This is a genomic window from Halomonas sp. SH5A2 (genome assembly GCF_014263395.1).
Lineage (GTDB): Bacteria > Pseudomonadota > Gammaproteobacteria > Pseudomonadales > Halomonadaceae > Vreelandella.
Map to the genome: position 1 here is coordinate 1,567,848 of NZ_CP058321.1, position 24,004 is coordinate 1,591,851.

Annotated in this window: 18 protein-coding genes and 1 pseudogene; 13 read left to right on the forward strand and 6 right to left on the reverse strand. The window is 53.8% G+C overall.

Annotated elements, in window-relative coordinates; genetic code table 11:
* Positions 1–10 precede the first annotated feature (10 nt).
* Entirely contained in the window at positions 11–1,180 is a 1,170-nt protein-coding gene (locus tag HXW73_RS07275; RefSeq protein ID WP_186255568.1) for an isovaleryl-CoA dehydrogenase, read from the reverse strand.
* Between the two features lie 76 nt (positions 1,181–1,256).
* A complete protein-coding gene (locus HXW73_RS07280) occupies positions 1,257–1,706 on the reverse strand; it encodes a MerR family transcriptional regulator (protein ID WP_186255569.1) in 450 nt (149 codons plus the stop codon).
* A gap of 379 nt (positions 1,707–2,085) precedes the next feature.
* Here HXW73_RS07280 and HXW73_RS07285 point away from each other — a divergent pair, with 379 nt between their 5' ends.
* From HXW73_RS07285 to mmsB, 8 genes are all read left to right on the forward strand, one after another.
* Positions 2,086–2,892, forward strand: coding sequence for an ABC transporter ATP-binding protein (locus tag HXW73_RS07285; RefSeq protein WP_186255570.1), 807 nt, complete (start codon positions 2,086–2,088; stop codon positions 2,890–2,892).
* Positions 2,889–3,632 carry an ABC transporter ATP-binding protein gene (locus tag HXW73_RS07290; protein WP_186255571.1) on the forward strand — a complete coding sequence of 248 codons (744 nt, stop codon included), beginning with the start codon at positions 2,889–2,891 and terminating at the stop codon, positions 3,630–3,632. The genes HXW73_RS07285 and HXW73_RS07290 overlap by 4 nt, the downstream gene beginning before the upstream one ends.
* 109 nt (positions 3,633–3,741) lie before the next feature.
* The gene (locus tag HXW73_RS07295; RefSeq protein WP_186255572.1) at positions 3,742–4,965 is read left to right on the forward strand and encodes an ABC transporter substrate-binding protein; all 1,224 of its coding nucleotides are present in this window, start codon (positions 3,742–3,744) and stop codon (positions 4,963–4,965) included.
* A gap of 85 nt (positions 4,966–5,050) precedes the next feature.
* Positions 5,051–5,938: a branched-chain amino acid ABC transporter permease gene (locus tag HXW73_RS07300; protein WP_186255573.1), complete on the forward strand. Its 888-nt coding sequence runs from the start codon at positions 5,051–5,053 to the stop codon at positions 5,936–5,938.
* Positions 5,939–5,941: 3 nt separating this feature from the next.
* Positions 5,942–6,934 carry a branched-chain amino acid ABC transporter permease gene (locus HXW73_RS07305; protein WP_186255574.1) on the forward strand — a complete coding sequence of 331 codons (993 nt, stop codon included), beginning with the start codon at positions 5,942–5,944 and terminating at the stop codon, positions 6,932–6,934.
* A 264-nt stretch (positions 6,935–7,198) separates the two neighbouring features.
* Positions 7,199–8,353 (forward strand): acyl-CoA dehydrogenase family protein, encoded by a 1,155-nt coding sequence (locus HXW73_RS07310; protein ID WP_186255575.1) that lies wholly within the window; start codon positions 7,199–7,201, stop codon positions 8,351–8,353.
* Between the two features lie 107 nt (positions 8,354–8,460).
* A complete protein-coding gene (locus HXW73_RS07315; RefSeq protein ID WP_186255576.1) occupies positions 8,461–9,576 on the forward strand; it encodes an enoyl-CoA hydratase/isomerase family protein in 1,116 nt (371 codons plus the stop codon).
* A gap of 38 nt (positions 9,577–9,614) precedes the next feature.
* Positions 9,615–10,517, forward strand: a complete 903-nt coding sequence (gene mmsB, locus HXW73_RS07320; RefSeq protein WP_186255577.1) for a 3-hydroxyisobutyrate dehydrogenase — start codon at positions 9,615–9,617, stop codon at positions 10,515–10,517.
* A 32-nt stretch (positions 10,518–10,549) separates the two neighbouring features.
* Here mmsB and HXW73_RS07325 read toward each other — a convergent pair whose 3' ends face one another.
* Positions 10,550–10,969 (reverse strand): Lrp/AsnC family transcriptional regulator, encoded by a 420-nt coding sequence (locus tag HXW73_RS07325; RefSeq protein ID WP_222105032.1) that lies wholly within the window; start codon positions 10,967–10,969, stop codon positions 10,550–10,552.
* A gap of 132 nt (positions 10,970–11,101) precedes the next feature.
* On the opposite strand from HXW73_RS07325, the gene HXW73_RS07330 reads away from it, so the two are divergent.
* Positions 11,102–11,692, forward strand: a complete 591-nt coding sequence (locus HXW73_RS07330; protein WP_186255579.1) for a LysE family translocator — start codon at positions 11,102–11,104, stop codon at positions 11,690–11,692.
* 10 nt (positions 11,693–11,702) lie between these two features.
* Here HXW73_RS07330 and HXW73_RS07335 read toward each other — a convergent pair whose 3' ends face one another.
* The gene (locus HXW73_RS07335; protein ID WP_186255580.1) at positions 11,703–12,638 is read right to left on the reverse strand and encodes a ketopantoate reductase family protein; all 936 of its coding nucleotides are present in this window, start codon (positions 12,636–12,638) and stop codon (positions 11,703–11,705) included.
* Between the two features lie 202 nt (positions 12,639–12,840).
* Here HXW73_RS07335 and HXW73_RS07340 point away from each other — a divergent pair, with 202 nt between their 5' ends.
* Positions 12,841–14,625: a hypothetical protein gene (locus HXW73_RS07340; RefSeq protein ID WP_186255581.1), complete on the forward strand. Its 1,785-nt coding sequence runs from the start codon at positions 12,841–12,843 to the stop codon at positions 14,623–14,625.
* Positions 14,626–15,098: 473 nt separating this feature from the next.
* On the opposite strand, the pseudogene HXW73_RS07345 reads toward HXW73_RS07340, so the two are convergent.
* A pseudogene (locus HXW73_RS07345) lies at positions 15,099–15,416 on the reverse strand (JAB domain-containing protein); the annotation flags it as partial.
* A 51-nt stretch (positions 15,417–15,467) separates the two neighbouring features.
* Positions 15,468–17,258 carry a putative bifunctional diguanylate cyclase/phosphodiesterase gene (locus HXW73_RS07350; protein ID WP_186255582.1) on the reverse strand — a complete coding sequence of 597 codons (1,791 nt, stop codon included), beginning with the start codon at positions 17,256–17,258 and terminating at the stop codon, positions 15,468–15,470.
* 344 nt (positions 17,259–17,602) lie between these two features.
* On the opposite strand from HXW73_RS07350, the gene HXW73_RS07355 reads away from it, so the two are divergent.
* The 3 genes from HXW73_RS07355 to HXW73_RS17945 all read left to right on the forward strand — a co-directional run bounded on the left by HXW73_RS07355 (position 17,603) and on the right by HXW73_RS17945 (position 23,934).
* The gene (locus HXW73_RS07355) at positions 17,603–18,397 is read left to right on the forward strand and encodes a 2OG-Fe dioxygenase family protein (RefSeq protein WP_186255583.1); all 795 of its coding nucleotides are present in this window, start codon (positions 17,603–17,605) and stop codon (positions 18,395–18,397) included.
* A 309-nt stretch (positions 18,398–18,706) separates the two neighbouring features.
* Positions 18,707–19,819 carry a mechanosensitive ion channel family protein gene (locus HXW73_RS07360; protein WP_186255584.1) on the forward strand — a complete coding sequence of 371 codons (1,113 nt, stop codon included), beginning with the start codon at positions 18,707–18,709 and terminating at the stop codon, positions 19,817–19,819.
* 518 nt (positions 19,820–20,337) lie between these two features.
* Positions 20,338–23,934, forward strand: coding sequence for a diguanylate cyclase domain-containing protein (locus HXW73_RS17945; protein WP_274600594.1), 3,597 nt, complete (start codon positions 20,338–20,340; stop codon positions 23,932–23,934).
* The last annotated feature ends 70 nt before the right edge of the window (positions 23,935–24,004 follow it).

Genomic DNA, 24,004 nt, shown 5'->3' on the forward strand with positions numbered 1-24,004 from the left:
CTGATTTTCGTTAAAGGGTTTCAGTGAACAGTTCGCGGCCAATCAGCATCCGCCGAATCTCGCTGGTCCCTGCGCCAATTTCATACAGCTTGGCGTCACGCAGCAGGCGCCCGGTGGGGTATTCGTTGATATAGCCGTTGCCACCGAGTAGCTGAATCGAATCCAACGCCACCTGGGTCGCCTTTTCCGCGCAGTAGAGAATCACTCCGGCGGCGTCTTTGCGTGAAGTCTGGCCGCGATCGCAGGCGCCCGCGACGGCATATAAATAGGCGCGACAGGCATTCAGGGTGGTGTACATATCCGCTACCTTGCCCTGCACCAGTTGGAACTCACCAATCGACTGGTTGAACTGTTTGCGCTCGTGGATATACGGCAGCACCACGTCCATGGCGGCCTGCATGATGCCAATCGGACCGGCGGCCAGGACGGTACGCTCGTAGTCCAGCCCGCTCATCAGTACGCGAACGCCTTTGCCCTCATCGCCGAGAATATTCTCGGCGGGCACGGCGCAATCCTGGAAAACCAGCTCGCAGGTGTTGGAGCCGCGCATGCCCAGCTTGTCGAGTTTCTGGGCAGTGGAGAAACCGGGCATGCCTTTTTCGATGATAAAGGCGGTGATGCCTTTAGAACCTGCGTCGGGGTCGGTCTTGGCGTAGACCACCAGCACATCCGCATCCGGTCCGTTGGTGATCCACATCTTGTTGCCGTTGAGGATGTAGTGGTCGCCGTCTTTTTTGGCGCGAAGCTGCATGGAGACCACATCGGAGCCCGCACCGGGTTCAGACATGGCCAGGGCACCCACGTGGTCACCGCTGATCAGCTTGGGCAGGTACTTGGCTTTCTGCTCGGCAGAGGCGTTGATCTTGATCTGGTTGACGCACAGGTTGGAGTGGGCGCCGTAGGAGAGCGCCACCGACGCGCTGGCCCGCGAGATCTCTTCCATGGCGATACAGTGGGCGAGATAACCCATGCCGCTGCCGCCATCCTCTTCAGAGACGGTAATCCCCAACAAGCCCATATCGCCGAACTTCTTCCATAGGTCGTTGGGAAACTCATTGCTCTGGTCAATCTCGGCTGCGCGGGGGGCAATCTCGCTAGCGGCAAAGGCGTTGACCTGCTCGCGCAGCATATTCAGCTCGTCATCTAGGCCAAAATTGAGTTCTGAGTAGTGTGAAAACATGGTCAATCACCTGTTGTTCATTGTGATGATAATTGCGTTGGTAAGCATGCTGGCGGTATGCAGTGCCGTTATCTGTTCAATGCGTGGTCGCGGATGAAGATGGCGATGATGTATCGGTTTCCGTCTGCTCTTCTTCGCGTTGTTTTTGATTCAGTTCTTCCAGCGCCTGGCGGCAGCGAATTTCGGCGCTTTCGAGCTCAAGCTGGACCATGGTGATGTCTTTCATCTGCTGGTCGAGCGCAGAGCGGCGCTCGGCTATTTTGCTGAGCATTAAATTCAGCTGCTTTTTACTGCCGCTGCGGGTTTCGTCCCAGAGCTCGAACAGCTCGCGGATTTCGGCCAGTGAAAAGCCAAGGCGTTTACCACGAATGGTCAGCTTGAGCCGCACCCGGTCCTTGCTGCTGTAGACGCGGGTTTGCCCACGGCGGGTGGGGTGAAGCAACTCCTGGTCTTCGTAAAAACGGATACTGCGTGTGGTCAAGTCAAACTCGTTGGCCAATTCACTGATCGAGTAGGTTTTGCTCATGGTGACGTTCTCTTCAATAAGGGGATGCCCCTATGGAACACTGACCATGAGGCTAAAACAAGTTTACGTTAACGTAAAGCATATCTTGTTTTGCTTGAGTTGCCGATAACAGTGGCCAATAGTCTGAATTGACAGTTATATTTTTAAAACATGGTGGGCGCTATTCCTCTGCGTAGACCAAAGTTGTAATTGTAATTACCTGACAGAGGTTGCTAGTTTGCACCTACACCTTACGTTAAGGTAAGAATATGTTGCCAGCTAACGAATTCTGCTCTTGCAAGTAGAGGCTGGTGTAAAGAAGTCACTGAAACACGAAGCACGCCATCGTGAGTCAGGGGCTTCTAAGTCAGCACAAGAACAACAAGAGGCTTACCACTTCATGTGTGCAGACGATGTTCGCAAAGTGCCCGTTCTCGAAACGCGCGGGCTGACTAAAGAGTTTCGCGGTTTTACGGCGGTGGATGATGTCAATCTCCAGGTACAGGAAGGGCATATCCACGCCTTGATAGGGCCGAACGGAGCGGGCAAAACCACGGTCTTCAACCTGCTGACCAAATTTCTACCGCCTACTCGCGGGGAGATTCTCTATCGGGGTGACGCCATTACCTCGATGAAATCCAATGAAATCGCTCGACTGGGTTTGGTGCGCTCGTTCCAGATTTCAGCCGTATTTGCCCATATGACCGCGCTGGAAAACGTGCGGGTGGCGCTTCAGCGTAAGTTGGGTACCTCGTTTCATTTCTGGAAGTCTGAGAAATCCCTGGATCACCTCAACGAGCGTGCCCTTGAATTACTTGAAGAAGTGGGGCTTGGCGAGTATGCCGATACGCTAACCGTTGAGATGCCTTACGGGCGTAAGCGGGCATTGGAAGTTGCCACCACGCTGGCGCTTGACCCTTCCATGATGTTGTTGGACGAGCCGACTCAAGGCATGGGCGCAGAAGACGTCGACCGTATCGTGGCGTTGATCAAGCGGGTATCGAAAGGCCGCACGGTCTTGATGGTGGAGCATAACCTGAGCGTGGTAAGCCGCCTGTGCGATCGTATTACCGTTCTGGCGCGGGGCGCCGTGCTGGCCGAGGGCGACTACGACAACGTTTCCCGTAATCCGCTAGTGCGCGAAGCCTATATGGGCAGCGACGCCGCCGAAGAGGATGGTTCTAAAAAAGAGGGGGCTGCCGTATGAATACCGCTGAAGCGCAGGCACCTATCGATAATGTACAAGGCCTGGAAATGCTGCGTGTTCAGGATCTGCACGCTTTTTATGGTGAGTCGCATATCCTTCACGGCATCAATTTCGACGTAAAACGCGGTGAGCTAGTGACCTTGCTGGGTCGTAATGGCGCCGGGCGTAGCACGACCCTGAAATCGATCATGAACATGGTGGGGCGGCGTTCCGGCTCGATTGTCATCAATGGCAATGAAACGCTGCACATGAAGCCGCACCATATCCCGCGCCTAGGGATTGGTTACTGCCCGGAAGAACGCGGCATTTTTGCCAGCCTGGATGTGCATGAAAACCTTTTATTGCCGCCTACCGTACGTTCTGACGGCATGAGCCTCGACGAAATTTACGCCATGTTTCCTAACCTCTACGAGCGGCGTAGAAGCCCGGGCACCCGGCTTTCCGGCGGTGAACAGCAGATGCTGGCGATGGCGCGTATTTTGCGCACCGGCGCGCGCATGCTGTTGCTGGATGAAATCACCGAAGGCCTCGCGCCGGTGATTGTGCAAAAGCTCGGTGAGGTGTTGGAACAGCTCAAGGCGCGCGGCATGACCATTGTGCTGGTGGAGCAAAACTTTCGTTTTGCCGCACCCCTGGCGGATCGCCACTTCGTGATGGAACACGGGCAGATCGTCGAGGAAATCAGTGCAGCCGAGCTGCCATCCCGCCGTGAGCACCTCAATTCAATGCTGGGGGTATAACTCGACACGGCTTTTTAGCGTTAGCTCACAAGCCGCATGCTTGACCAAACACGCTTGATACTTCGCCTGCATCACAACAACAAAGGCTCTCTAGAGCCAGGAGCACAGCATGATATTCAACAAAAAAGCACTAACTATTTGCGTTACCGCGGCGGCAGCTTCCAGCCTTATGGCCTCTGCCGCTCAGGCACAAATGAGCGACGACGAAATTCGCATTGGCTACCTGGCTGATATGTCGGGTACTTACCGTGACCTGGCTGGCCCCGGTGGTTTAACCGCGCTGGAAATGGCGGTTGAAGACTTCGGTGGCAGCGTCAATGGTACGCCCATTGAGGTTTTTAGTGCCGACGACCGCAATAGCGCCGACGTGGGAGCCAACGCGGTACGCGAATGGATCGACGAGGATAACGTCGATTTAGTCGCCGGGTTAGTGGCTTCGTCAGTGTCGATTGCGGTGAGTAATATAATTGAAGAGAACAATGGCCTAGCCATCGTCTCCGGCTCAGCGGCGTCGAGTATTACCAACGAGCACTGCACGCCTAACCACATTCACTGGGTATACGATACCTATCCGCTGGCCAACGGTACCGCTAAAGCGGTGGTTGAGCAGGGCGGCGACAGCTGGTTCCTGCTGACGGCTGATTATGCCTTTGGTCACGCGCTAGAAGCCGATGTGACAAGCGTAGTGGAAGCCAGCGGCGGTGAAATTGTAGGCGGCGTCCGACATCCTTTCCCGACCAATGATTTTTCTTCCTATATTCTTCAGGCCCAGGGGTCAGGTGCCAAGATTGTGGGCTTGGCGAATGCGGGCTCTGATACGGTCAATGCCATTACCACGGCGAGCCAGTTTGGCCTGACGCAGTCCGGGCAGCAATTAGCAGGCCTGCTGATTTTCCTTAACGATGTTCACGCGCTTGGCCTGGAAGCCACCCAGAATCTGCTGCTGACCACCGGTTGGTATTGGGACATGGACGACCAGTCACGTGAATGGGCGGAGCGCTACTATGAGGAAGAAGGGCGCATGCCGACCATGGTGCAGGCAGGTATCTACTCCAGCACAACGCATTACCTGAAAGCCGTTGAAGCGGCTGGTACCGACGACCCGGAAACTGTTCGCGCGCAAATGGCGGAGATGCCGATCGACGATTTCTTCGCGCGCAACGGCAGTATTCGTGAAGATGGCCGCATGATCCATGACATGTACCTGGCCCAGGTGAAAACGCCGGAAGAATCCACCGGTGAATGGGATCTTTACGAAATCCTCAGCACCATTCCCGCCGAAGAAGCCTACCGTCCACTGTCTGAGAGCCAGTGCAAACTGGTGCAGAACTAAGCCCAGACGTTGAAATAAACAAGCATCCGCTTTCGGGTAACCGCTGCTAGCAGTTACCCGATCGCTGGCGGGGGAGAGTCATACCATGACGATGATATTCGGCGTGCCATTGGCCGTGTTCTTGGGGCAACTGACGCTGGGCCTTGTGAATGGTGCTTTTTACGCGCTGCTCAGCCTGGGTCTGGCGGTCATCTTCGGTCTGTTGAAGATCGTCAACTTTGCCCACGGGGCGCAATACATGCTGGGTGCGTTTGCCGCGCTGCTGGGCTTTCGCTATTTGGGTATCAACTACTGGCTGGCGCTTATTCTTGTGCCGCTGGTGGTAGGCGCCTTCGGTATGCTGATGGAGCGGTTTTTGCTGCGTCGCATCGCTCATTTGGATCATCTATATGGGCTCTTGCTGACCTTTGGCCTGGCGCTGATATTCGAGGGTACGCTGGTCAATATTTTCGGCGTTTCTGGGGCGCGCTATACCGCCCCAGAAGCGTTACAGGGTGGCATGAATCTGGGTTTCATGTTCCTGCCCGTGTATCGGGGGTGGGTGCTGGTCGCTGCCCTGGCGATGTGCCTGTTCACCTGGTTCATGATCGAGCGTACCCGGCTGGGGGCCTATCTGCGCGCGGGTACAGAAAATTCACAGCTAATGCAGGCCTTTGGCGTTAACGTGCCCCTGCTGATTACCCTGACCTACGGCTTTGGCGTTGGCCTGGCTGCTTTTGCCGGGGTGCTGGCGGCGCCGCTGTATCCAGTCTCGCCGACCATGGGCTCCAGCCTGCTGATCGTGGTGTTTGCCGTCGTCGTGATCGGCGGTATGGGGTCGATTCTGGGTGCGATTATCACCGGGTTGTCGATGGGTATCATCGAGGGGCTGACCAAGGTGTATTACCCCGAGGCGGCCAATACGGTGATCTTCCTGGTGATGATTCTGGTTCTATTGATGCGCCCCTCAGGGCTGTTTGGTAAGGAGGCGTAAACCATGACGCAATCTCAACATATTGCCGCACCGTCAGCTGTTGTCGAGCGGCAGCGGCGAGCCAAGCAACGCCGCACACTGTTCTATATCGCACTGATTGCGATAGGTCTGGTCGCGCCGTTCCTGGCCTATCCTGTCTTTTTAATGAAAATTCTCTGCTTTGCGCTGTTTGCCTGCGCGTTCAATCTTCTACTCGGCTATGCGGGGCTGCTCTCGTTTGGGCATGCGGCCTTTCTGGCGAGCGGCGGTTACGTAACCGGTTATCTGTTGGCAAGCTACCCAGGGCTCTCGACAGAGTTGGGCATTATCGCAGGGACGCTTTCAGCGACGCTGCTGGGAATACTGTTTGGCGTGTTGTCGATCCGCCGTCAGGGGATCTACTTTGCCATGGTGACCTTGGCGCTGGCGCAGCTGATGTTCTTCGTTTATATCCAGGCGCCCTTTACCGGCGGGGAAGATGGTCTTCACGGCGTACCGCGCGGCGAGCTGCTGGGCTTTATCAACCTGAGCAATAATGTCGCCATGTACTATTTCGTGTTTGCGATCTTCCTGTTTGGCTTTGCGTTGATTCAGCGCACGGTGCACTCACCCTTCGGGCAGGTGTTAAAAGCGATTCGCGAAAACGAACCCCGGGCGGTATCGCTGGGCTATAACGTGGATGCCTACAAGCTACTCGCCTTTGTGCTGTCGGCGGCGATCGCGGGGTTGGCGGGCTCTACCAAAACCGTGGTGTTTCAGCTCGCATCGCTGACCGATGCCCACTGGCATATGTCGGGCGAGGTGATTTTGATGACGCTGCTGGGCGGGGTTGGCACACTGCTTGGCCCGGTCATGGGGGCAAGCCTGGTGGTTAGCCTTCAGCATATTCTTGCTCAATCTCCGTTGGGTAACTGGGTCAGCGTTATTCTGGGGCTGATTTTCGTGGTCTGTGTGCTGAGTTTTCGCAGCGGCATTGTGGGGGAGCTTGGCAAAATGTACCGCAAAAACTTTAAGTAAATGCCGCTTTTTATCGACAAAGCGGGTCCGAGTCTGTCCGTTGTTGGGTGCCGTTCGGCACCCTTTTTTTGGTCAGTCAGCCGTCTACGCCAAAGGTCGAGGGGGAGGGTGGTTGCTTATGGCAAGGTTAAAATATAAGTTAACGTAAACGTCAATTAGCGCGTTTGGCTTTTTTGTCAGCCACGCCAAAATCACACAATCACAACAACGAAAGCGACCCCTTGAGGCATTAATGTCAGGGTCGGCTTTCAGCGGAGAGTCGCCATGAATTTCGAGCTGAGTGAAGATCAGGTTGCGTTTGCCGATATGGCGCGTGCCTTCGCCCAAAAGGAGCTGGCCCCCCATGCCGCCGAATGGGATCAGGAGGCTATTTTTCCGGTGGACGTGATCCGTAAAGCGGGTGAGTTGGGCTTTTGCTCGCTCTATGCGCCGGAAAGCGTCGGGGGGCTTGGTCTGTCACGGCTCGATGCCAGTATCATCTTCGAGCAGCTTTCCATGGGCTGTACGTCCACCACAGCGTATCTCACTATCCATAACATGGTCACCTGGATGCTGGCCGATTTTGGCACGCCTGAGGTGATCGAGCAGTGGGGCGAAAAGCTGGCTACCGGCGAGCTGTTGGGTTCTTACTGCCTGACCGAACCCAATTCGGGCTCCGACGCCGCCTCACTCAAAACCACTGCCAAGCGCGACGGCGACGACTTCTTGTTAAACGGCAGCAAAATGTTCATTTCCGGTGCGGGCAGTACCGACGTGCTGGTGGTGATGGCACGCACGGGCGGAGAGGGCGCAGCGGGTGTTTCCGCTTTCGCGGTGGATGCCAAGTCAGAAGGCATTAGCTACGGCCGTAAGGAAGCCAAAATGGGCTGGAACAGTCAGCCCACCCGCATGATTACCTTCGAAGATGTGCGTGTACCGGCGAGCCAACTTTTAGGCAAAGAAGGCGACGGTTTCAAGATCGCCATGAAGGGCCTGGATGGCGGGCGAATCAATATTGCCACCTGCTCGATCGGTACCGCTCAGCAGGCCATCAACGAGGCGCGGGCCTATATGCTGGAACGCAAACAGTTTGGTAAGCGCCTAGCGGATTTCCAGGCGCTCCAGTTCCGCCTGGCCGATATGGTGACCGAGCTGGTCGCCGCGCGGCAACTGGTGCGTTTAGCCGCCACCAAGCTGGACGCGGGCGACGCGGATGCGCTTACCTACTGTGCCATGGCCAAGCGCTTCGCCACCGATGTAGGCTTCAAGGTATGCGACGAAGCGCTTCAGCTATACGGCGGCAACGGCTATATCAAGGAGTACCCCATGGAACGCTTTGTGCGTGATACCCGTGTGCATCGTATCCTAGAAGGCACCAATGAAATCATGCGTCTGATCATTTCCCGCCGGGTGCTGGCAGAGGGTGCCGCCGAGCTATAGTTGTGCATAGCTTTAGCCGTGCCGAGCTTAGCCGTATTGAATGCCCAGACGCTGATAGCACTAATTTGGTGGATGCTGTGGTGACTGCCCCGAATAAGGATAGCGAGATGAGTAGTGTACTGTTTACCGAACACCCCACCCAGGATGGACACGTCATTGCGGAGATTACCCTCAATGCCGAGCGTTCGCTGAATGCCCTGACCCTGGAAATGATCGACGAAATACTGCCGCGTCTGGCTGCCTGGCAGGACGACGAGCGAGTGGTCGCCGTGCTGCTGGACAGCGCCGGAGAAAAAGCCTTTTGTGCCGGTGGCGATGTGGTCAGCCTTTACAAGGCCATCAAAGGCGAGGGTGACCCTGATTTTCCGGAGCGCTTTTTCCATCAGGAGTATCGCCTGGACTACGCCCTGCATACCTACCCAAAGCCGGTGATTTGCTGGGGCAACGGCATTGTCATGGGCGGCGGTATGGGGCTGCTGAGCGGCAGTAGCCACCGAGTAGTGACAGAAACTTCGCGCCTGGCAATGCCCGAAGTCACCATCGGCCTTTACCCGGATGTGGGCGCAAGCTGGTTCCTGAACCGCCTGCCCAACGGCACCGGGCGTTTTCTCGCCATGACGGGCAGCCAGATCAACGCGCCGGATGCCGTCCACCTCGGCCTGGCCGACAGAGCCATTGCCAGCCACGAGCGGGATACGCTGGCGAAAAAGTTGACCCAAGCGGCATGGGGAGAAGGTGAGAATGCCGATACCCATGGTGTCGTCAACCGTATACTGCGCGAGCTGGAGCAAGCGTCGCAGCCAGTGTTCGAAGAGCTTGAAGCCCCCGTCTATAAATTCTCGTCGCTGATCCGCGAATTGATGGATCACGATACCGTTGAGCAAATAGTTGCTGCCATTACCGCTGTTAAAAGTGACGACAAGTGGTTTGGTAAAGCGCAAAAAACGCTGGCCCACGGCAGCCCGGTGTCCATTACGTTGATCGATGAGCAGCTCAAGCGTGCCAAGCACATGTCGCTTGCCGAGGTATTCCAGTCAGAGCTGGCGCTGTCGGTCCAGTGTTGTCGGCACCGCGAGTTCCCCGAAGGCGTGCGCGCTCTGTTGGTGGATAAAGACGGTGAGCCTGCCTGGACCTACCCGGATGTGGCCTCGGTTGAGGCGTCGTTCATCGATGAGTTGCTAACGTCGCCGTGGGCGAATAATCCCCTCGACGATCTTCGCTAACGTTTTCCAACATACGACTTACAACAAGGACAATTTTTATGAGCACTGTCGCATTTATCGGTTTAGGCAATATGGGTGGCCCCATGGCCGCCAACCTGGTCAAGGCAGGCTTTCATGTGCGCGCCTTCGACCTTTCAGAAAGCGCGCTGGAAACCGCCAAATCTCAAGGCTGCGAAGCGGCAAGTTCTGCCCAAGAGGCCGTCGCTGAGGCTGATTTCGTGATCTCGATGCTGCCTGCTGGCAAGCATGTCATGGGTCTATACGTGGAGCAGGACGCACCACTCTTCGACGTCATTAAATCAAGTGCGCTGGTCATTGACTGCTCCACGATCGATGCCGACACCGCCCGAGACGTAGCGGCGCTGGGTGAGGAGAAGGGCATTGGCTTTGTCGATGCGCCAGTGTCCGGCGGCGTAGGTGGCGCCCAGGCGGGTACGCTGACGTTTATCGTTGGCGGCAGTGAGGCCCAGTTTGCACAGGCCAAACCGGTGCTGGACGCCATGGGCAAGAATATCTTCCACGCCGGGGATCACGGCGCCGGGCAAATTGCCAAGGTGTGCAACAACATGCTGCTGTCGATTCTGATGGCGGGCACCTGTGAAGCCATCAACATGGGCGTCAAGAATGGTCTCGACCCTGCGGTGCTGTCGGAAATCATGAAGCAAAGCTCCGGCGGCAACTGGGCGCTCAATGGCTATAACCCTTACCCGGGCGTGATGGAAAATGCGCCCGCGTCGAAGGACTATCAGGGCGGCTTCCAGGTCGACTTGATGATCAAGGATCTGGGCCTGGCGATGGACGTCAGCCAGCTAAGCGCCTCGCCCGTGCCCATGGGCTCCGCCGCTCGCTCGCTTTTTACCTTTCATAAAGCGGGGGGCAACGGCAAGCTCGACTTCTCGAGCCTGATGCGGTTTTATCAGGAAAAGGCCGGTAACGCATAACACGCAAGCCATGCGGATGGGCTCGTCAATGACTAGCCGCGCTCGTCCTTGGGAGAGCCCATCACTATCAGGGTGGAAATGGCGCTGACATGCGGCTGGGTGCCCAGCACCTCGGTATGAAAGCGCTTGTAGCTGGCGAGGTCTCGGGTTTCGACGCGCAGCAGGTATTCAAACGGCCCGGCAATGTTGTGACACTCCGCCACCTCCGTTGCCACGGCCATTGCCCGCTCAAAACCCTCCTGAGCCGCCTTGGTATGCAAGGCCAACCCCACCGTGACATACGCCACAAAGCCCCGCCCCATCGCCTCCGGCGCTGTTACGACACGATACCCGAGGATGACCTCGTTTTTCTCAAGCTCCTGCACCCGGCGCAGGCACGCCGAGGCGGACAGGTTAACGCGCTTGGCAAGCTCAACATTGCTGAGGTTTCCGTCGCGCTTGAGTTCGTACAATATTCTTCGGTCAACGGCGTCTATTTTCATATTTTATTGCGAATGGCGGTTATTTAAATAGATATTAGGCAGCAAATTGCGTGTGTTAGCCCGTAAAATTCTACGCATAGTCATTCAAAAGAGACAGCGAGAATGAGCATATCGGTATTGGCAGCCTTAACGGCCTTTGCGTTTGTAACTACCGTCACCCCGGGGCCTAACAACTTGATGCTCATGGCGTCAGGCGCGAATTTTGGCTTCAGGAAAACCCTGCCGCATATGCTTGGCATTATGGTGGGTGTCAGTGTGATGGTACTGGTGGTCGGCGGTGGGCTGATGGCGCTTTTTGACACTTATCCGCTGCTGAGCAAGGTGCTGCAGGTCGTCTCGGTTGCCTACCTGCTTTGGTTGGCCTGGAAGGTCGCCAACGCCGCGCCGCTCAAGGCGTCGGATGAAAAAGGCACGCCCATGACGTTCCTGCAGGCGGCTGCCTTTCAGTGGGTGAACCCTAAAGCCTGGGCAATGTGCCTTTCGGCCATAACGCTCTACGCGCCAGACCGAACCCTGCTTTCTGTGGTGGTGGTGGCCTGCGTATTTGCCATGGTCAGCTTTCCCGCCATTTCGATCTGGGCCTGGCTGGGCCTGGTGGTGCGCCAGTGGCTGACCAGCCCCAAGCGCAACCGGGCGTTCAATATCACCATGGCGGTGTTGCTGGTTGGCTCGCTGTACCCGGTGCTGGCCTAGTCTTCCGAGATTAGCGAGCACTCAGGTAGCTGGCCTCCAGCGCCGCGATCTCTGCATCAAGTGCTTGCAGCACCTCACATGGCAGCCCATGGTGCTGGGCGCTTTCAATCAACGGCCCCAGAATCGCCTCGCGCTCGGTAGGGCGGTTGGCCTCCACATCCTGCAACATCGAGGCCTTGTTGCTGGCGGTATTGTCCACCACCTGCCAGACCAGCGCCCGCCACGCGTCTTCGCTTTGGCCTGCGTTTGGCGGCTGAATGCCCTCAGCCTGCAATATCATCGCCACTTGGTTGATCACGGACTCAACACGGCCCGAATACCGGGCGCCGCGTAATTCCCCGTTGCGTACGCCATGTAGCGCCACCAGAGGGTTGATGGCAGCATTGACCGCCAGCTTCTGCCAAAGCCGCTGTCGAATATCGTCCACTGCTGTGGCCGTGAAGCCTGCTTTTGTCAGCGTTTCAGCCAGCGCCTCGCTCACCGAGCGATGCTGATCACGCAAATCGCCAATAAAGGTTTGCCCACGCCCCGCATGCACTACACCATCATCGCCGGACAGATACGCGCCTTGTGTTGTAGTCGCGCAGAGCACAGGGCCTGGCCAAGATTCTGTAATACGCGGCTGGGCTAAAAAACCGTTTTGCCAAAGCACCAGCGGGCTAGTCGAAGGGATGACCTTCGAGATGCTTTCAAGCGCCGCTTCAGCGGCCATGGCTTTAGTGGTGATATGGATAAACCCCGGTGCAGGCAAACCTGCAGCCCCCAATTGATCAACGGTAAGTGTATTTAAACGCTGAGCTCGCCGCTCGCCTTCTGGCGTAGTCAACATTTGCTGCCCAGGCAACGCACGGCGGCCAATCAGTGCCACCTTTGCATACGGTTCTAGCGAGTGCGCCAACAGGCGACCAATCGCGCCAGGGCCAAGAATCCAGTGGGTAGTTAACATCGAGTACATAATTTTATATTAGTGCCGCTATCAAGCTTATCGTGCATAATAGAAAGTCGAAATGCTATAATTAATTATATTACGATAGAGCTAAGTATAAAATAACGCAACTAGTTATTTTGATTTTACTTTTTTATAGAGTTAAGCGTTTTAGTTGTTTTAATTTTCTAAAGAATTTAAATGAATTTTATGGCAAATTATTATGTTAGATAGAATTAGAATGAAGAAATATTTTTTCGAGTTTCGCCAGTTTTTAATGGTGCTTGTTGCAGTTGCTATGCTTGTAACTACAGGGCCTAATTTACAAAATTATTTATTTTCTATAATAGATCCTAATTCTCAGTCTATTTACGATAGTGCCTTTGGTGGACAGCTTATACATTTTCCTACTCTCTTTGATTGGCTAGCTGGTATATCTAGTATTCCTGTGCTTCTTGTGTCGTTGGTTGTTTCGATATCTTTAGTAAAGATAAATTCCCCAATTAAAATTTTAATAAGGTCGGGGTTGGCATGTTTTTTAAGCTGGTGTGTTATAGATATTTATATTGGTCTGGCACACTATAATTATGATGTTAATTTTTATTTACAATGCTTGATTGCCAATTTAACAGGTGCAGTCATTTTCTCTTTCTTTTTGCTTGTTTTTTTTGAAGCTGCATATTTGCATATACATAGTTCAAAAAAAATAAGACAAATTGATTTAATGGCTTGTGAGTTGATTTTTGTTTTATTGGCTTTTTTGCTGCTTTGCTTGATATACTACATTTCTGTGTTTTTATTTAAACCTTTACCAGTGAAGCTGCAAATTTATTCAGCTTATCCAGCTTCTGGTTATTTAACAAAAAAGGAAGACTCAGCTATAAAAGATGTATCTGCTAAAGATATATTATTGCCTGGAAATTCTATGCCCTCTAAGTTTAAAGTAATTAGTGTTGATGGCGATTTTGAATTACAGTTTGATTCAAATAGTAACAATCAAATGTATGAAGTTAAATTAGCTTTTGTCGAAGGTTGTAGTGAATTAGATCAAGCGTTAGAAGAGGTTCTGCCTTCCTCTTGGAATGTGTACGAAAGTGTTAAAAATTTAAATATATCTCTTGATTCAGGAACCACTGATCTTTTTTCCAATAGTGCTGAAAGAAATTTTATAAACGATCATAAAGAAAATGAGCTGCAAACATTGTTTTGGTTGGAGTTGAGTGAAGATGAAGAGGGCTTTGAGGTTACACAATTTTTTTCTGAAAGAATAAATTTAAAATATGAAAGTGATCCGCAACCTCAATATTTTCTTTTGTCTACCTATCTTCTTGAAAAGAACGAGAGTGCTGTCGGACCCATAGCACGTAATATAAATATCTCAATAGATGAAAATAAATATTCTCAAACTTTTAAGATTAACGGTGAAGTATTATCTAGTAGTGAAGTTATTTGTCAATCTTTAAGCCCAAGAGATTATGATATAAATTCAGATGGTTTAGAAAATACTAGTTTAGTCGATTCTCCTATAGCCGGTGTGGTTGTATCAATCGTCCCTGATTTCGGTGACAAAGTAATTCGTTACTTTGACAAGTCGATAGTTAGTATTGAAGGTGGAAGCGGATATAGAAGTATTATGGATTTAGATTTGGAGGAAATGATCTATAGTCGGTCAGATGATATAAATTTGTTTTCTATTAGTGGTAATTTGAAACGATTCGTGAAAGATGGAGTTGAGCAACAGCTATCTACATCAGATAGGTATACAGCCATTGGAGAGTTTAGTGCTACATACATCAGCGGAGGTTGGGTTTCAATCGAAGGTAGAGCTGATTTTTTATGGAACAGAAAGAGTAGGCTAAATCCAACTCGCTGGGAAATAACTGATATGGGGTGGGGGGAGTTAGTTGCAATTTTTGGTGGTATTTTAGTTCTCTTAGGTTGGATTTTAAGAAAACTAATTTTTCCGAGATTATCTGATAATAAAAATATAGAATGGAAGGTTTTTTGATTTACGTTTTTATAAATTCATGATTTTTATTATTAATGGTTCGGGTTGAAGTCTGTTGTTTTAAACATGGGCCTGTGTAGAAGGAGTAACTTTGTAGTATACGACGTTATCTCCTAAATGAGTAGCGCTACACTTTAGAGTCCAATCCTATGCGTTTTTCGCTGTATCACGATGGCTCTAGGGGATATATACCCGTCGTGGCGATGTCCCGCAATTGCAAAGTAACTAGGTCACAGCCCCGTAATTTGCTATCGATGGCTAAATTGAAGAGGGCGAGAGCTCTCGTCTTTTTGGCAAGTTGTAGCCGAACATGGATGGCACAGATATCTCTAAGACGCAAAGGCGCCTTCTGCCCATCCAACTTACTTTTATTCCAAGATGTAATGGTAATTTCAGTCGAAACGTTCATGGCATGATCCCCCATCGGGTGGAGGTCAAAGGATGTCTCAATTCATGCTCGTCATGTGCTAAGGTTAATTCATGGTCAGGACTTGACCCATAGCGACCGTATGGCAAAAGGCCGCAATCACCCGAATGTCGATCAGCACCAGGTCTTTATTGAGACGCTCGGTGATTCGCCTGTCTGCATCACTGGGTTCCGGGTCACCACAGGGGTGATTGTGAACCAGGATAACGGCAGCGGCGTTGTGGGCTAGCGCAGTCTTCAGCACTTCACGCGGGTAGACGTTGGCAGTGTCGATGGTATCCCGAAACATTTCCTCGAAGCGTATGACGCGGTGCTGGGTGTCAAGAAACAGAACGCTGAACACCTCGTGCTCGTACTCCTGGAGAAAAGGTCTCCAGGGTATACCCGAGGATTGTACGTCAAATCACGACGAGGCTCAGTGCGACAGCCCTTCGTGACTAGGCATGAAACCGTCCAGCAGGCGGTCGATTTCCTTGGCAGGCATCGGACGGTAGAAGAAGAACCCCTGGATGAGGTCGCAATGCATTTCGCGAAGCAATGACAACTGTTCGGCGTTCTCGACGCCCTCGGCCACCACCTCCAATCCCAACCGATGACCGATGAAGATGGTACCCTCCATGATGGCCCTATCCTTCGGCTGTGTGTGAGCGTCGTGGACGAAGGAGCGATCGATCTTCAGGGCGGTGACTGGAAAGTGCTTGAGATAGCTCAGGGAGGAATAACCGGTCCCGAAGTCGTCGATAGCAATGCGAATACCGCGATGATAGAGGCGCCAAAGATCCTCAAGGACGGTTTCGTCGGCTTCGATCAGGACATTCTCGGTCAATTCGATGCCGATATCCCGCGGACCTAAGCCGTGACGCTGCAGCGAGTCCTCGAAGCTCTTGAGGGCATCGGGACGCACCAGTTGACGACCCGAGACATTGATGTCGATGCGGTGCTCATGAAATCCCTTGGCACGCCATTCTACCTGCTGCCGGCAAGCCTCTTCGATGACCCAGTCGCCTAGGCGATGGATCACACCGGAACGCTCGGCCAGCGGGATAAACTCAGCAGGCGAGATCGGCGGGCCCTCGGCAGGCTCCCAGCGTATCAAGGCCTCGAAATTCTCTATTCGCCCACTGACCGCCGAGACTTGGGGCTGGTAGTGGAGGGAGAATTCATCGTTATCCAGGGCTTCCTCGAGTCGCGCCGAGAGATAGTGCTGGCGAACCAGCTCATCATGGAGCTTCTGTTGGAAGAAACGTACAGCACCACGACCATCCAGTTTGGCACGATTCTTGGCAACATCGGCATTACGGATCAATTCGCGTGACGATTCACCATTCTCGGGAAAGAGCGCCACACCCAGGCAGGCCGTGACCTGACGCTCCCGGCCATCCAGGACGAAAGGTTCCCGAAAGGCATTCTGGACATGACGAACGACCCGCCTGACATCGGGGGCCAAGTGGACGCCGGGAAAGGCCAGCACGAATTCATCGCTAGAGACACGGGACACCAGGTCAGTGACTCGCTGGCACTCTTTCAGTCGCCGAGTCAGCTCAATGAGCAGGCGATCGCCCTGATCATAGCCAAGGGCATCATTGATCTCGACGAAGTGATCGATGTCCAGGTAGATGGTTGCCAGGCCATTGCCCTGGCGTCGACAGGAATCCAACAGACTGTCCAGGTCGACCTCGAAGGTCTGGCGGTTAGGGAGATGGGTGAGCCTGTCGAAATGGGTGGCGAATTCCAGGTCACGGTGGGCGCGCTTTTGGTCGGAAAGATCGACATCCACGCAGAACATCAAGGGTGAGTCGGTATGCTCATTGAGCATCAGATGCTGCGAAAAGACCGATATAAGTTCACCGGTTTTGTGCTTGAGCTCGAGTTCATCGGCGGGTATTTCGATCCCTTCTTTGATCCAGGCATCATGCGCCTGGATCACCTCGTCACGCATGAAGGCAGGAATGATCAGATCTTCCAGTAACTGTCCCTGGGCTTCCTCAGCGGTATAGCCATAGAGACGAGTGCTACCTTCATTCCAGTAAATCACTCGCCGATCGCTATCATACCCCTGAACTGCCACCTTCGGCAGACTCTCCAGCAGGGCGCGGAATCGCTGCTCACTCTCCAGATACTGGCGGCGTACTAATTCGACTTCTTCCCTGCCGGCCTCATGCGAACCGATGCTATCCGTTGAAGGGGTCTTTGACGTCTTCAACACGAGCGCACCGGAAAACTCCCTGCGGTTTTCCTTTATGCGTTCCGGATATCTGTGATGTCGGGAATTGCTGACAGTCATGGGATCCACTCAAAGAAAAAACACTGTCAAGGGCCATCATAATGGCAACAATAGACACTTTATTATGATTATCCTACACCTATTTGTAGGAGATAACCTACACAGATACGTCATCAACGGTCTGATCCTTTTTTCAAAAAAATCACGCTTTTTTAGTACATTTCTTTGACATCTGGTTGCAAATCTTTTCATTTTCCTCCTGTTGACCGGCGTGTTTACACCGGCAACACCGGGCAATTCCGCCCAGTTAACAGGAGAATACCAACATGAAACTCGATACTCTAAAGCACGGTTTCGACCTCACCTCCATGCCTGCCGATTCACTCGCCGATTATTGGAATCCGGGAGTGGCCGAGGCGCTGAGGCATCAGGATTGGGCGAAAACCGATATTCGGGAGCGAATCGATCTGACCGCCTGGCAGGGGTTTACCGATGACCTGCCGCGCGATCCCTATGTGAACCAGCGATGGAAGCGGATGTCATGGCTCGCCCTGAATGATCAGGGAGATGTCGAGGATATGGGCCAATGTCCCATGGCCCAGGGAGGGGCCTTCAACGACGCGGAAAGCATGGCGGATCGCCTGCGGTACTATGATCCACTGACTCGGGAATTCATGCTACGCCCCGATGTGAAGGCCTTCGTTCGCGCCTGGGCAAGGCTGTGGAGTATCGGTGCGCACGAGCCCATTCTGATGCAGATCACCGGGGTTCGCGGAGAAGGTAACATCGACCCCCTTCAGGGACAGGGAATTCATGCCGATGGCTGCAACGCACTAAGCATTCTGGTGATCAATCGGGAAAACGTGGCGGGCGCCGAAAACCACCTCTACGCAGACAAGGCTGGCACGCAACCCTTGGTCGATATCACCCTTGATCCGGGTGATATCCTTCATCTACGCGATGACCGGCTATTCCACAGTGTCGACGGGATCGAACAGCTCGACAGCGCGGCACCCTTCGAGCGGTTCATTATCATCATCAACAGCCGCTTCGTGGACGACTTCCAGAACCGGATGTTACGTCGTCACTTCCCGGAAGCGGTCCTTTATCAGAGCTACTGACATTCTCGGTAAATTGAGAACCTAGCAACACCAACGCCCCCGGAACTCCGGGGGCGTCTTGGTTGCGCGCCAGGCATGGCGCGCAGCGCCTGATGCAGCGTGTCCGCGAGATCCTCAAGCGTGGCAGAGGGCGAAAAATCCGACGAGTGCTCGAAGATCAGCTGATTCTCTTTGGGAGACGCTAATTTCATAAGTGCTTACGGTTGCAGAGCTTTATCAAAGACTCTGGATGACGACGGACTTCTGGCCTTTCCGAGCCGTATATTTTAGGTTATTCGGGGTGGAGCCACCATCGACAAGGGAAGTGCAATGCTGAAAACGTTGGAAGCGGGTTTACAGGCCTGGATGATGCCGGGCGTTTTGGCGTTGCTTGCCGTGATAGCCAGTTACTCCCTCTACCGGTTGACACTCGCTGTGATTCGGCACTTTTCGAAACGGCGAACCGTCCCCCGGCTGTTTCTGGACGCGGTTGACAAAGTGTTGGGCTTGGTCATCAGCTTGCTAGTGCTCAGGGCTATGCTCGATGGCGCTCCGGATAACCTGCTGCTCTTGGAGCCGGTGAAACAGATCGTCACATTGCTATTGATTCTGTCACTGACATGGGCAGCAGTTCGCCTGACCTCAGTCATTGGCGACGTTATCGTGTTGCTGAATCCGGTATTGGAAGGGCAGTGGAAACGGGCCCGCAAAGTAGAGACACAGACACGTTTCCTGGTTCGTTGCCTGAATGTCCTCGTTGTCATCGTGGGCATTGGTGCCGCGCTGATGACCTTCGGGCCGGTACAGAAAGTGGGCGCCAGTCTGCTGGCGTCTGCAGGTGTTGGCGGCATAGTCCTGGGTTTTGCTGCACGGCCGGTACTCAGTAACCTGTTATCGGGCATTCAGATTGCGCTCACTCAGCCGTTCCGCATTGATGATGTGCTGATTGTGGAGGGCGAGTGGTGCTGGGTCGAGGAAGTGACCGCAACCTATGTCGTCCTGCGGGTGTGGGACCAGCGTCGGCTTATAGTGCCGCTTCAGTGGTTTATCGAGAACCCTTTCCAGAACTGGTCGCGGAATACAGCGGATTTGCAGGGCGCGGTCTTTATCTGGGTTGATTACACCATGCCCATCGAGCCACTGCGCGAGGAATTCTCGCGCTTGCTTAAAACGATGAAGCAATGGGACGGCAAAGTGGCAACTGTTCAGGTCACCGACTCCAATGAACAGGCGATACAGGTCCGTTTCCTTATGAGTGCACCTAACTCCAACCAAAACTGGGATCTGCGATGCGCTATCCGTGAGGGGCTGGTGACGTTTATACAGCAGCATTACCCCTCGCAACTGCCGCGCCTTCGGGCGCGATTGGAGGATGCTTCTCCGGAGTTTGAGGGCAGCACCAAACTGAACCTTTCCGAGCCTTCCGGCGGCTCCAAATCTTAAGAGGATGGAGCTATGAGCAAATCAAATTTATACGACGTCTCCCCCTAAATTTCGCTAGCGGGCGATAGGGATCGTACCCAATACGGTCGTTTTCTTTACACATGCTGACTGCCCCTCCAGAGGGCCCTGGAGGGGCAGTTTCGTGTAAAGGAATGGTATTTATGAGCAGAATGTCGTTACGTTTCTTTGGGAAAAGATCGGTGAATTAACACAAGTTAAGTGGCTCTCTTCTGTCAGCGTGTAGGATATCTATAATAAGTCGTAGGTGCGGCCGTAAGAATGAAAAACAATTACATGAAGCAATGGCTTCCTACTGGTGTTACTTTCATGCGGCGCTACGCCTGCCAAAGTACCGATCGTGAAGGCCTGTTGTAGGAGATCCACGCAAATCATCCATGTAAGTCAATGTGTATTCGTTATAAGTCACTTTTCAGCATGGGCTAATAAATAGGCTTTTTATTCTGACAAGGTCGGGATGCCTCACAGGAGGGGAGTGTATCAACGGTGAGCTTGCTCTGTTGGAAGCCCAGCAGGATATCCATGAACTGATCGCTAATCAGGCACCACTGGAGAAGACACTGGACGCCATTGTCCACTGGATGAGTCTTCAGTTCCCAGGTGCGGGCGTGGCTTGCATGCGCTTCGAGCCACAACGCTGCTCGCTAAGCATGTTGGCCAGTCAACGATTATCACGAAATTACATCGAACCGCTTCAGGAGGTTTCCGCGAGTGAGGGAATGGCCTCCTTTGGCTCGGCTGCTTGCCTGCGTCGTCAGGTGATTACCGAGGATATCCAAACCGATCCATACTGGGAACGCTTGCGTAGCGCCGCTCTGGCCGAGGAGCTGCGTGCCTGCTGGTCAAGCCCGGTGGTCAGTGTTGAGGGTGAATTGCTGGGAACCGTCGATGTTTATTATCGCCAGCCTGCTGTCCCAAGCGAGTTGAGCAAGCAACGGCTTCACTATATTGGTTCCCTGATGGCTTTAGCGATCCTTCAGGACCGTGATAACTGTCGCCACCGCACGCTCGCCGAGTGGTACCGTTCATTGTTCGTGAATCATCCTGATGGTGTCTTCGAGTTTGATTTGGAGGGCCGTTTCCAGCGGGGCAATGCGTCCCTGGAACGGATCACCGGTCATTCGGAGCAGGCCTTGGTCGGCCGCCACTTCAATGAATTCGTCGCGCCCGATTGTCGCGAGTTGACTCAAACGGCCTTCGATGCCGCCCGAGCGGGGGAGCCACGCCAATACGAGACGCAGGGAATCCATGCGGATGGTTACACTTACCCTGTGGAGGTTTGCAACTTTCCGGTCACCGTCGAAGGCGAGATCGTTGGCGTCTATGGTGTCTGTCGCGACATCACGCATCGCAAACAACAAGAGGCCGAGCTACATCTGTTGCATCGCGGCATCAATGCCAGCCCTAACGGGGTCGTCATGGCGGATGCCACCCAAAGTGATATGCCGATCGTCTACGTCAATGAGGCCTTCTGCCGGCTGACGGGGTATACCCCGGATGAAGTCATCGGACGGAATTGTCGTTTCCTGCAAGGTGAAGATACGGACCCCGAAGCTATCAAGACTGTTCGCCATGCCTTGGCGACGTGTAACGAGGTGCAAGTCACGCTGCTCAATTATCGTAAAGATGGCACGCCTTTCTGGAATCGTCTGTCAATCAACCCGGTTGTCGATGACGCCGGGCATTGCGACCACTTTATCGGCATTCAGCAAGACATCTCTCGGGAGCATGACCAGGAAGCCCAGATTGCCTATCAGGCCAGCCATGACCTGCTCACCGGTCTGCCCAATCGAACGGTGCTGGATGACCGTCTCGAGCATGATTTCCAGATGAGCCAGCAAAATCAGTGTCTGCTGGTGGTGATGTACCTTGGCCTGGATGGCTTCAAGGCGATCAATGATGGCCTGGGACACCGCGTCGGTAATCGGTTGCTGGTGGCCATTGCCGAACGTCTTCATCAACTGCTCGGCCCGCGCGATACCTTGGCCCGGCTGACCGGTGATGAGTTCGTGTTCTTGATGCCTGATATCACCACTCGCGAAGAGGTGGCCGATGCCGCTGAGCGCATCCTTGCCACTTTCGAGCAACCCTTTGAGATTGACGGTCGTGCCTTGCACATCAGTACCAGCATCGGAGTCGCCTGCAACGATGCAACGATACAGCAGGCCTATGAGCTCCTGCAGCATGCCGATTTAGCTCTGGAAATGGCGAAACTGCAGGGGCGCAATACCTGGCAGTGGTACCAGCAAACGTCAGTCGAGGTCACCAGCGAGCAGGTGTCGATGCGCCAGGATCTCCAGATTGCGCTGCGCGACAACCAGTTCGAGCTTTACTACCAGCCAGTGGTCGAAGCGGTCAGTGGTCGAATTCGCAGCGTCGAGGCGTTGGTTCGGTGGCACCATCCGTCACAGGGTCTGGTTTCACCCGGCCTATTTATTCCCGTCGCCGAGAAAACCGGCCAGATCATCCCGTTGGGCCGTTGGGTGTTGCGAGAGGCCTGTCAAAGCATTGCCGACCTGGGTGCCAGGGGCGAGCGCGTGTTTCCGGTGGCGGTTAACATCTCGTCGTTGCAATTCCGGCGCGACGGTTTCCTCGATGAGGTGCGGGCAGTGCTGGACGAGACGGGGTTGCCACCCGAGCTCCTTGAGTTGGAGATGACGGAAAGCATTCTGATGGACGGCGCCGAAGAGGCCGTCAAGATGATCGGAACACTGCGTGACATGCGCATCACGGTCACCATCGATGACTTTGGCACTGGCTTCTCAAGTCTTAGCTATCTGCGCGATCTGCCCATTCACAAGGTCAAGCTGGATCGCGCCTTTATCAAGGATATTCTCTCCAGTCGCCGCAATGCCGCCATTGTCCAGGGGATTATTACGATGGCCCATCACATGGATCTGTTGGTGGTGGCCGAAGGGATCGAGGAGCTCGAACAGCAAGAGGACCTGATTCGCCGTGAGTGCGACCTGCTGCAGGGGTTTCGGTTCTCCCGGCCGGTCCCTTTAAATGACCTGATGGCCTTGCCAGAACATTTACCGCAGACAGCTGATAACGCAGATAGTTACTTGGATGCGTATGAAACCCGGCGTTTGCAGGCGCTGGCCGACTACGACATCCTCGATACCCCTGAGGAGTCTGCCTTCGATAAGATTACCGAGGTAGTCTCGCTTATCTGTAACGCGCCTATCGCTGTTATCAATTTCGTTGACCGCGATCGTCAATGGTTCAAGTCGGAGAAGGGGTTTGGGGTGCGCGAGACCCCGTTAGACATCTCGATTTGCGCGCACGCCATTTTGCAGCCAGGGCTGTTCATTGTGCCCGACACTACCCAAGACTCACGTTTCGCTAATAACCCATTGGTGACGGGTGAGCCCTATTTGCGCTTCTATGCGGGTGCGCTCCTGGAAAGTAGCGATGGTTATCCTCTCGGCACCTTGTGCGTTCTCGACTATCAGCCCCGCGACTTAACGGAGCGTCAACGTTTCGCGCTTCAAGCCCTCGCGGATCAGGTCATGGCACACATGGAATTGATACGCACCCATCGTGAACAGACGGATTTGATACACGAGCTGAAAGTCACGCGGCAAGAACTGACATCGTTATCCTCCAAGGATCCACTTACCGGGCTACTCAATCGCCGAGCCTTCGAACAACGTTTTGAGGAGGAGGTAGCGCTGATTCAGCGGGGCGCGACCAATGCTGCTCTGATGCTGATCGACTTAGACGACTTTAAAACGCTCAATGATACGCTGGGACACCAGGCTGGCGATCAGGCCATCGAGGGTTTCACCGAGTTGTGCTATGAAGCATTTCGGCAGTCCGATGTCATCGGGCGCTGGGGCGGGGACGAATTTATGGTTATGCTGCCGAAAACCAGTGTGGCAGAAGCCCGGCATGCCGCCGAACGGCTCCAACAGCTTCTGACGACGACCCCGCTACTGGAGGATCGCTCCCCTTTGGCCTATCGCACTGCCAGCATTGGGATATGCGCTGTAACTGGCTCCCTCAGCATGGATGACTGTTTAAACAGCACCGACAAGCTACTCTATCAAGCCAAGGAGCGAGGCCGCGCCTGCACGGTCTGTGAGTCGGAATAATGACAGCTTACAATGAAGCTTTGGTGCGATTGCTGGCAACAGCTGAGTAGACTTGCCGGCCTTTGTGGGC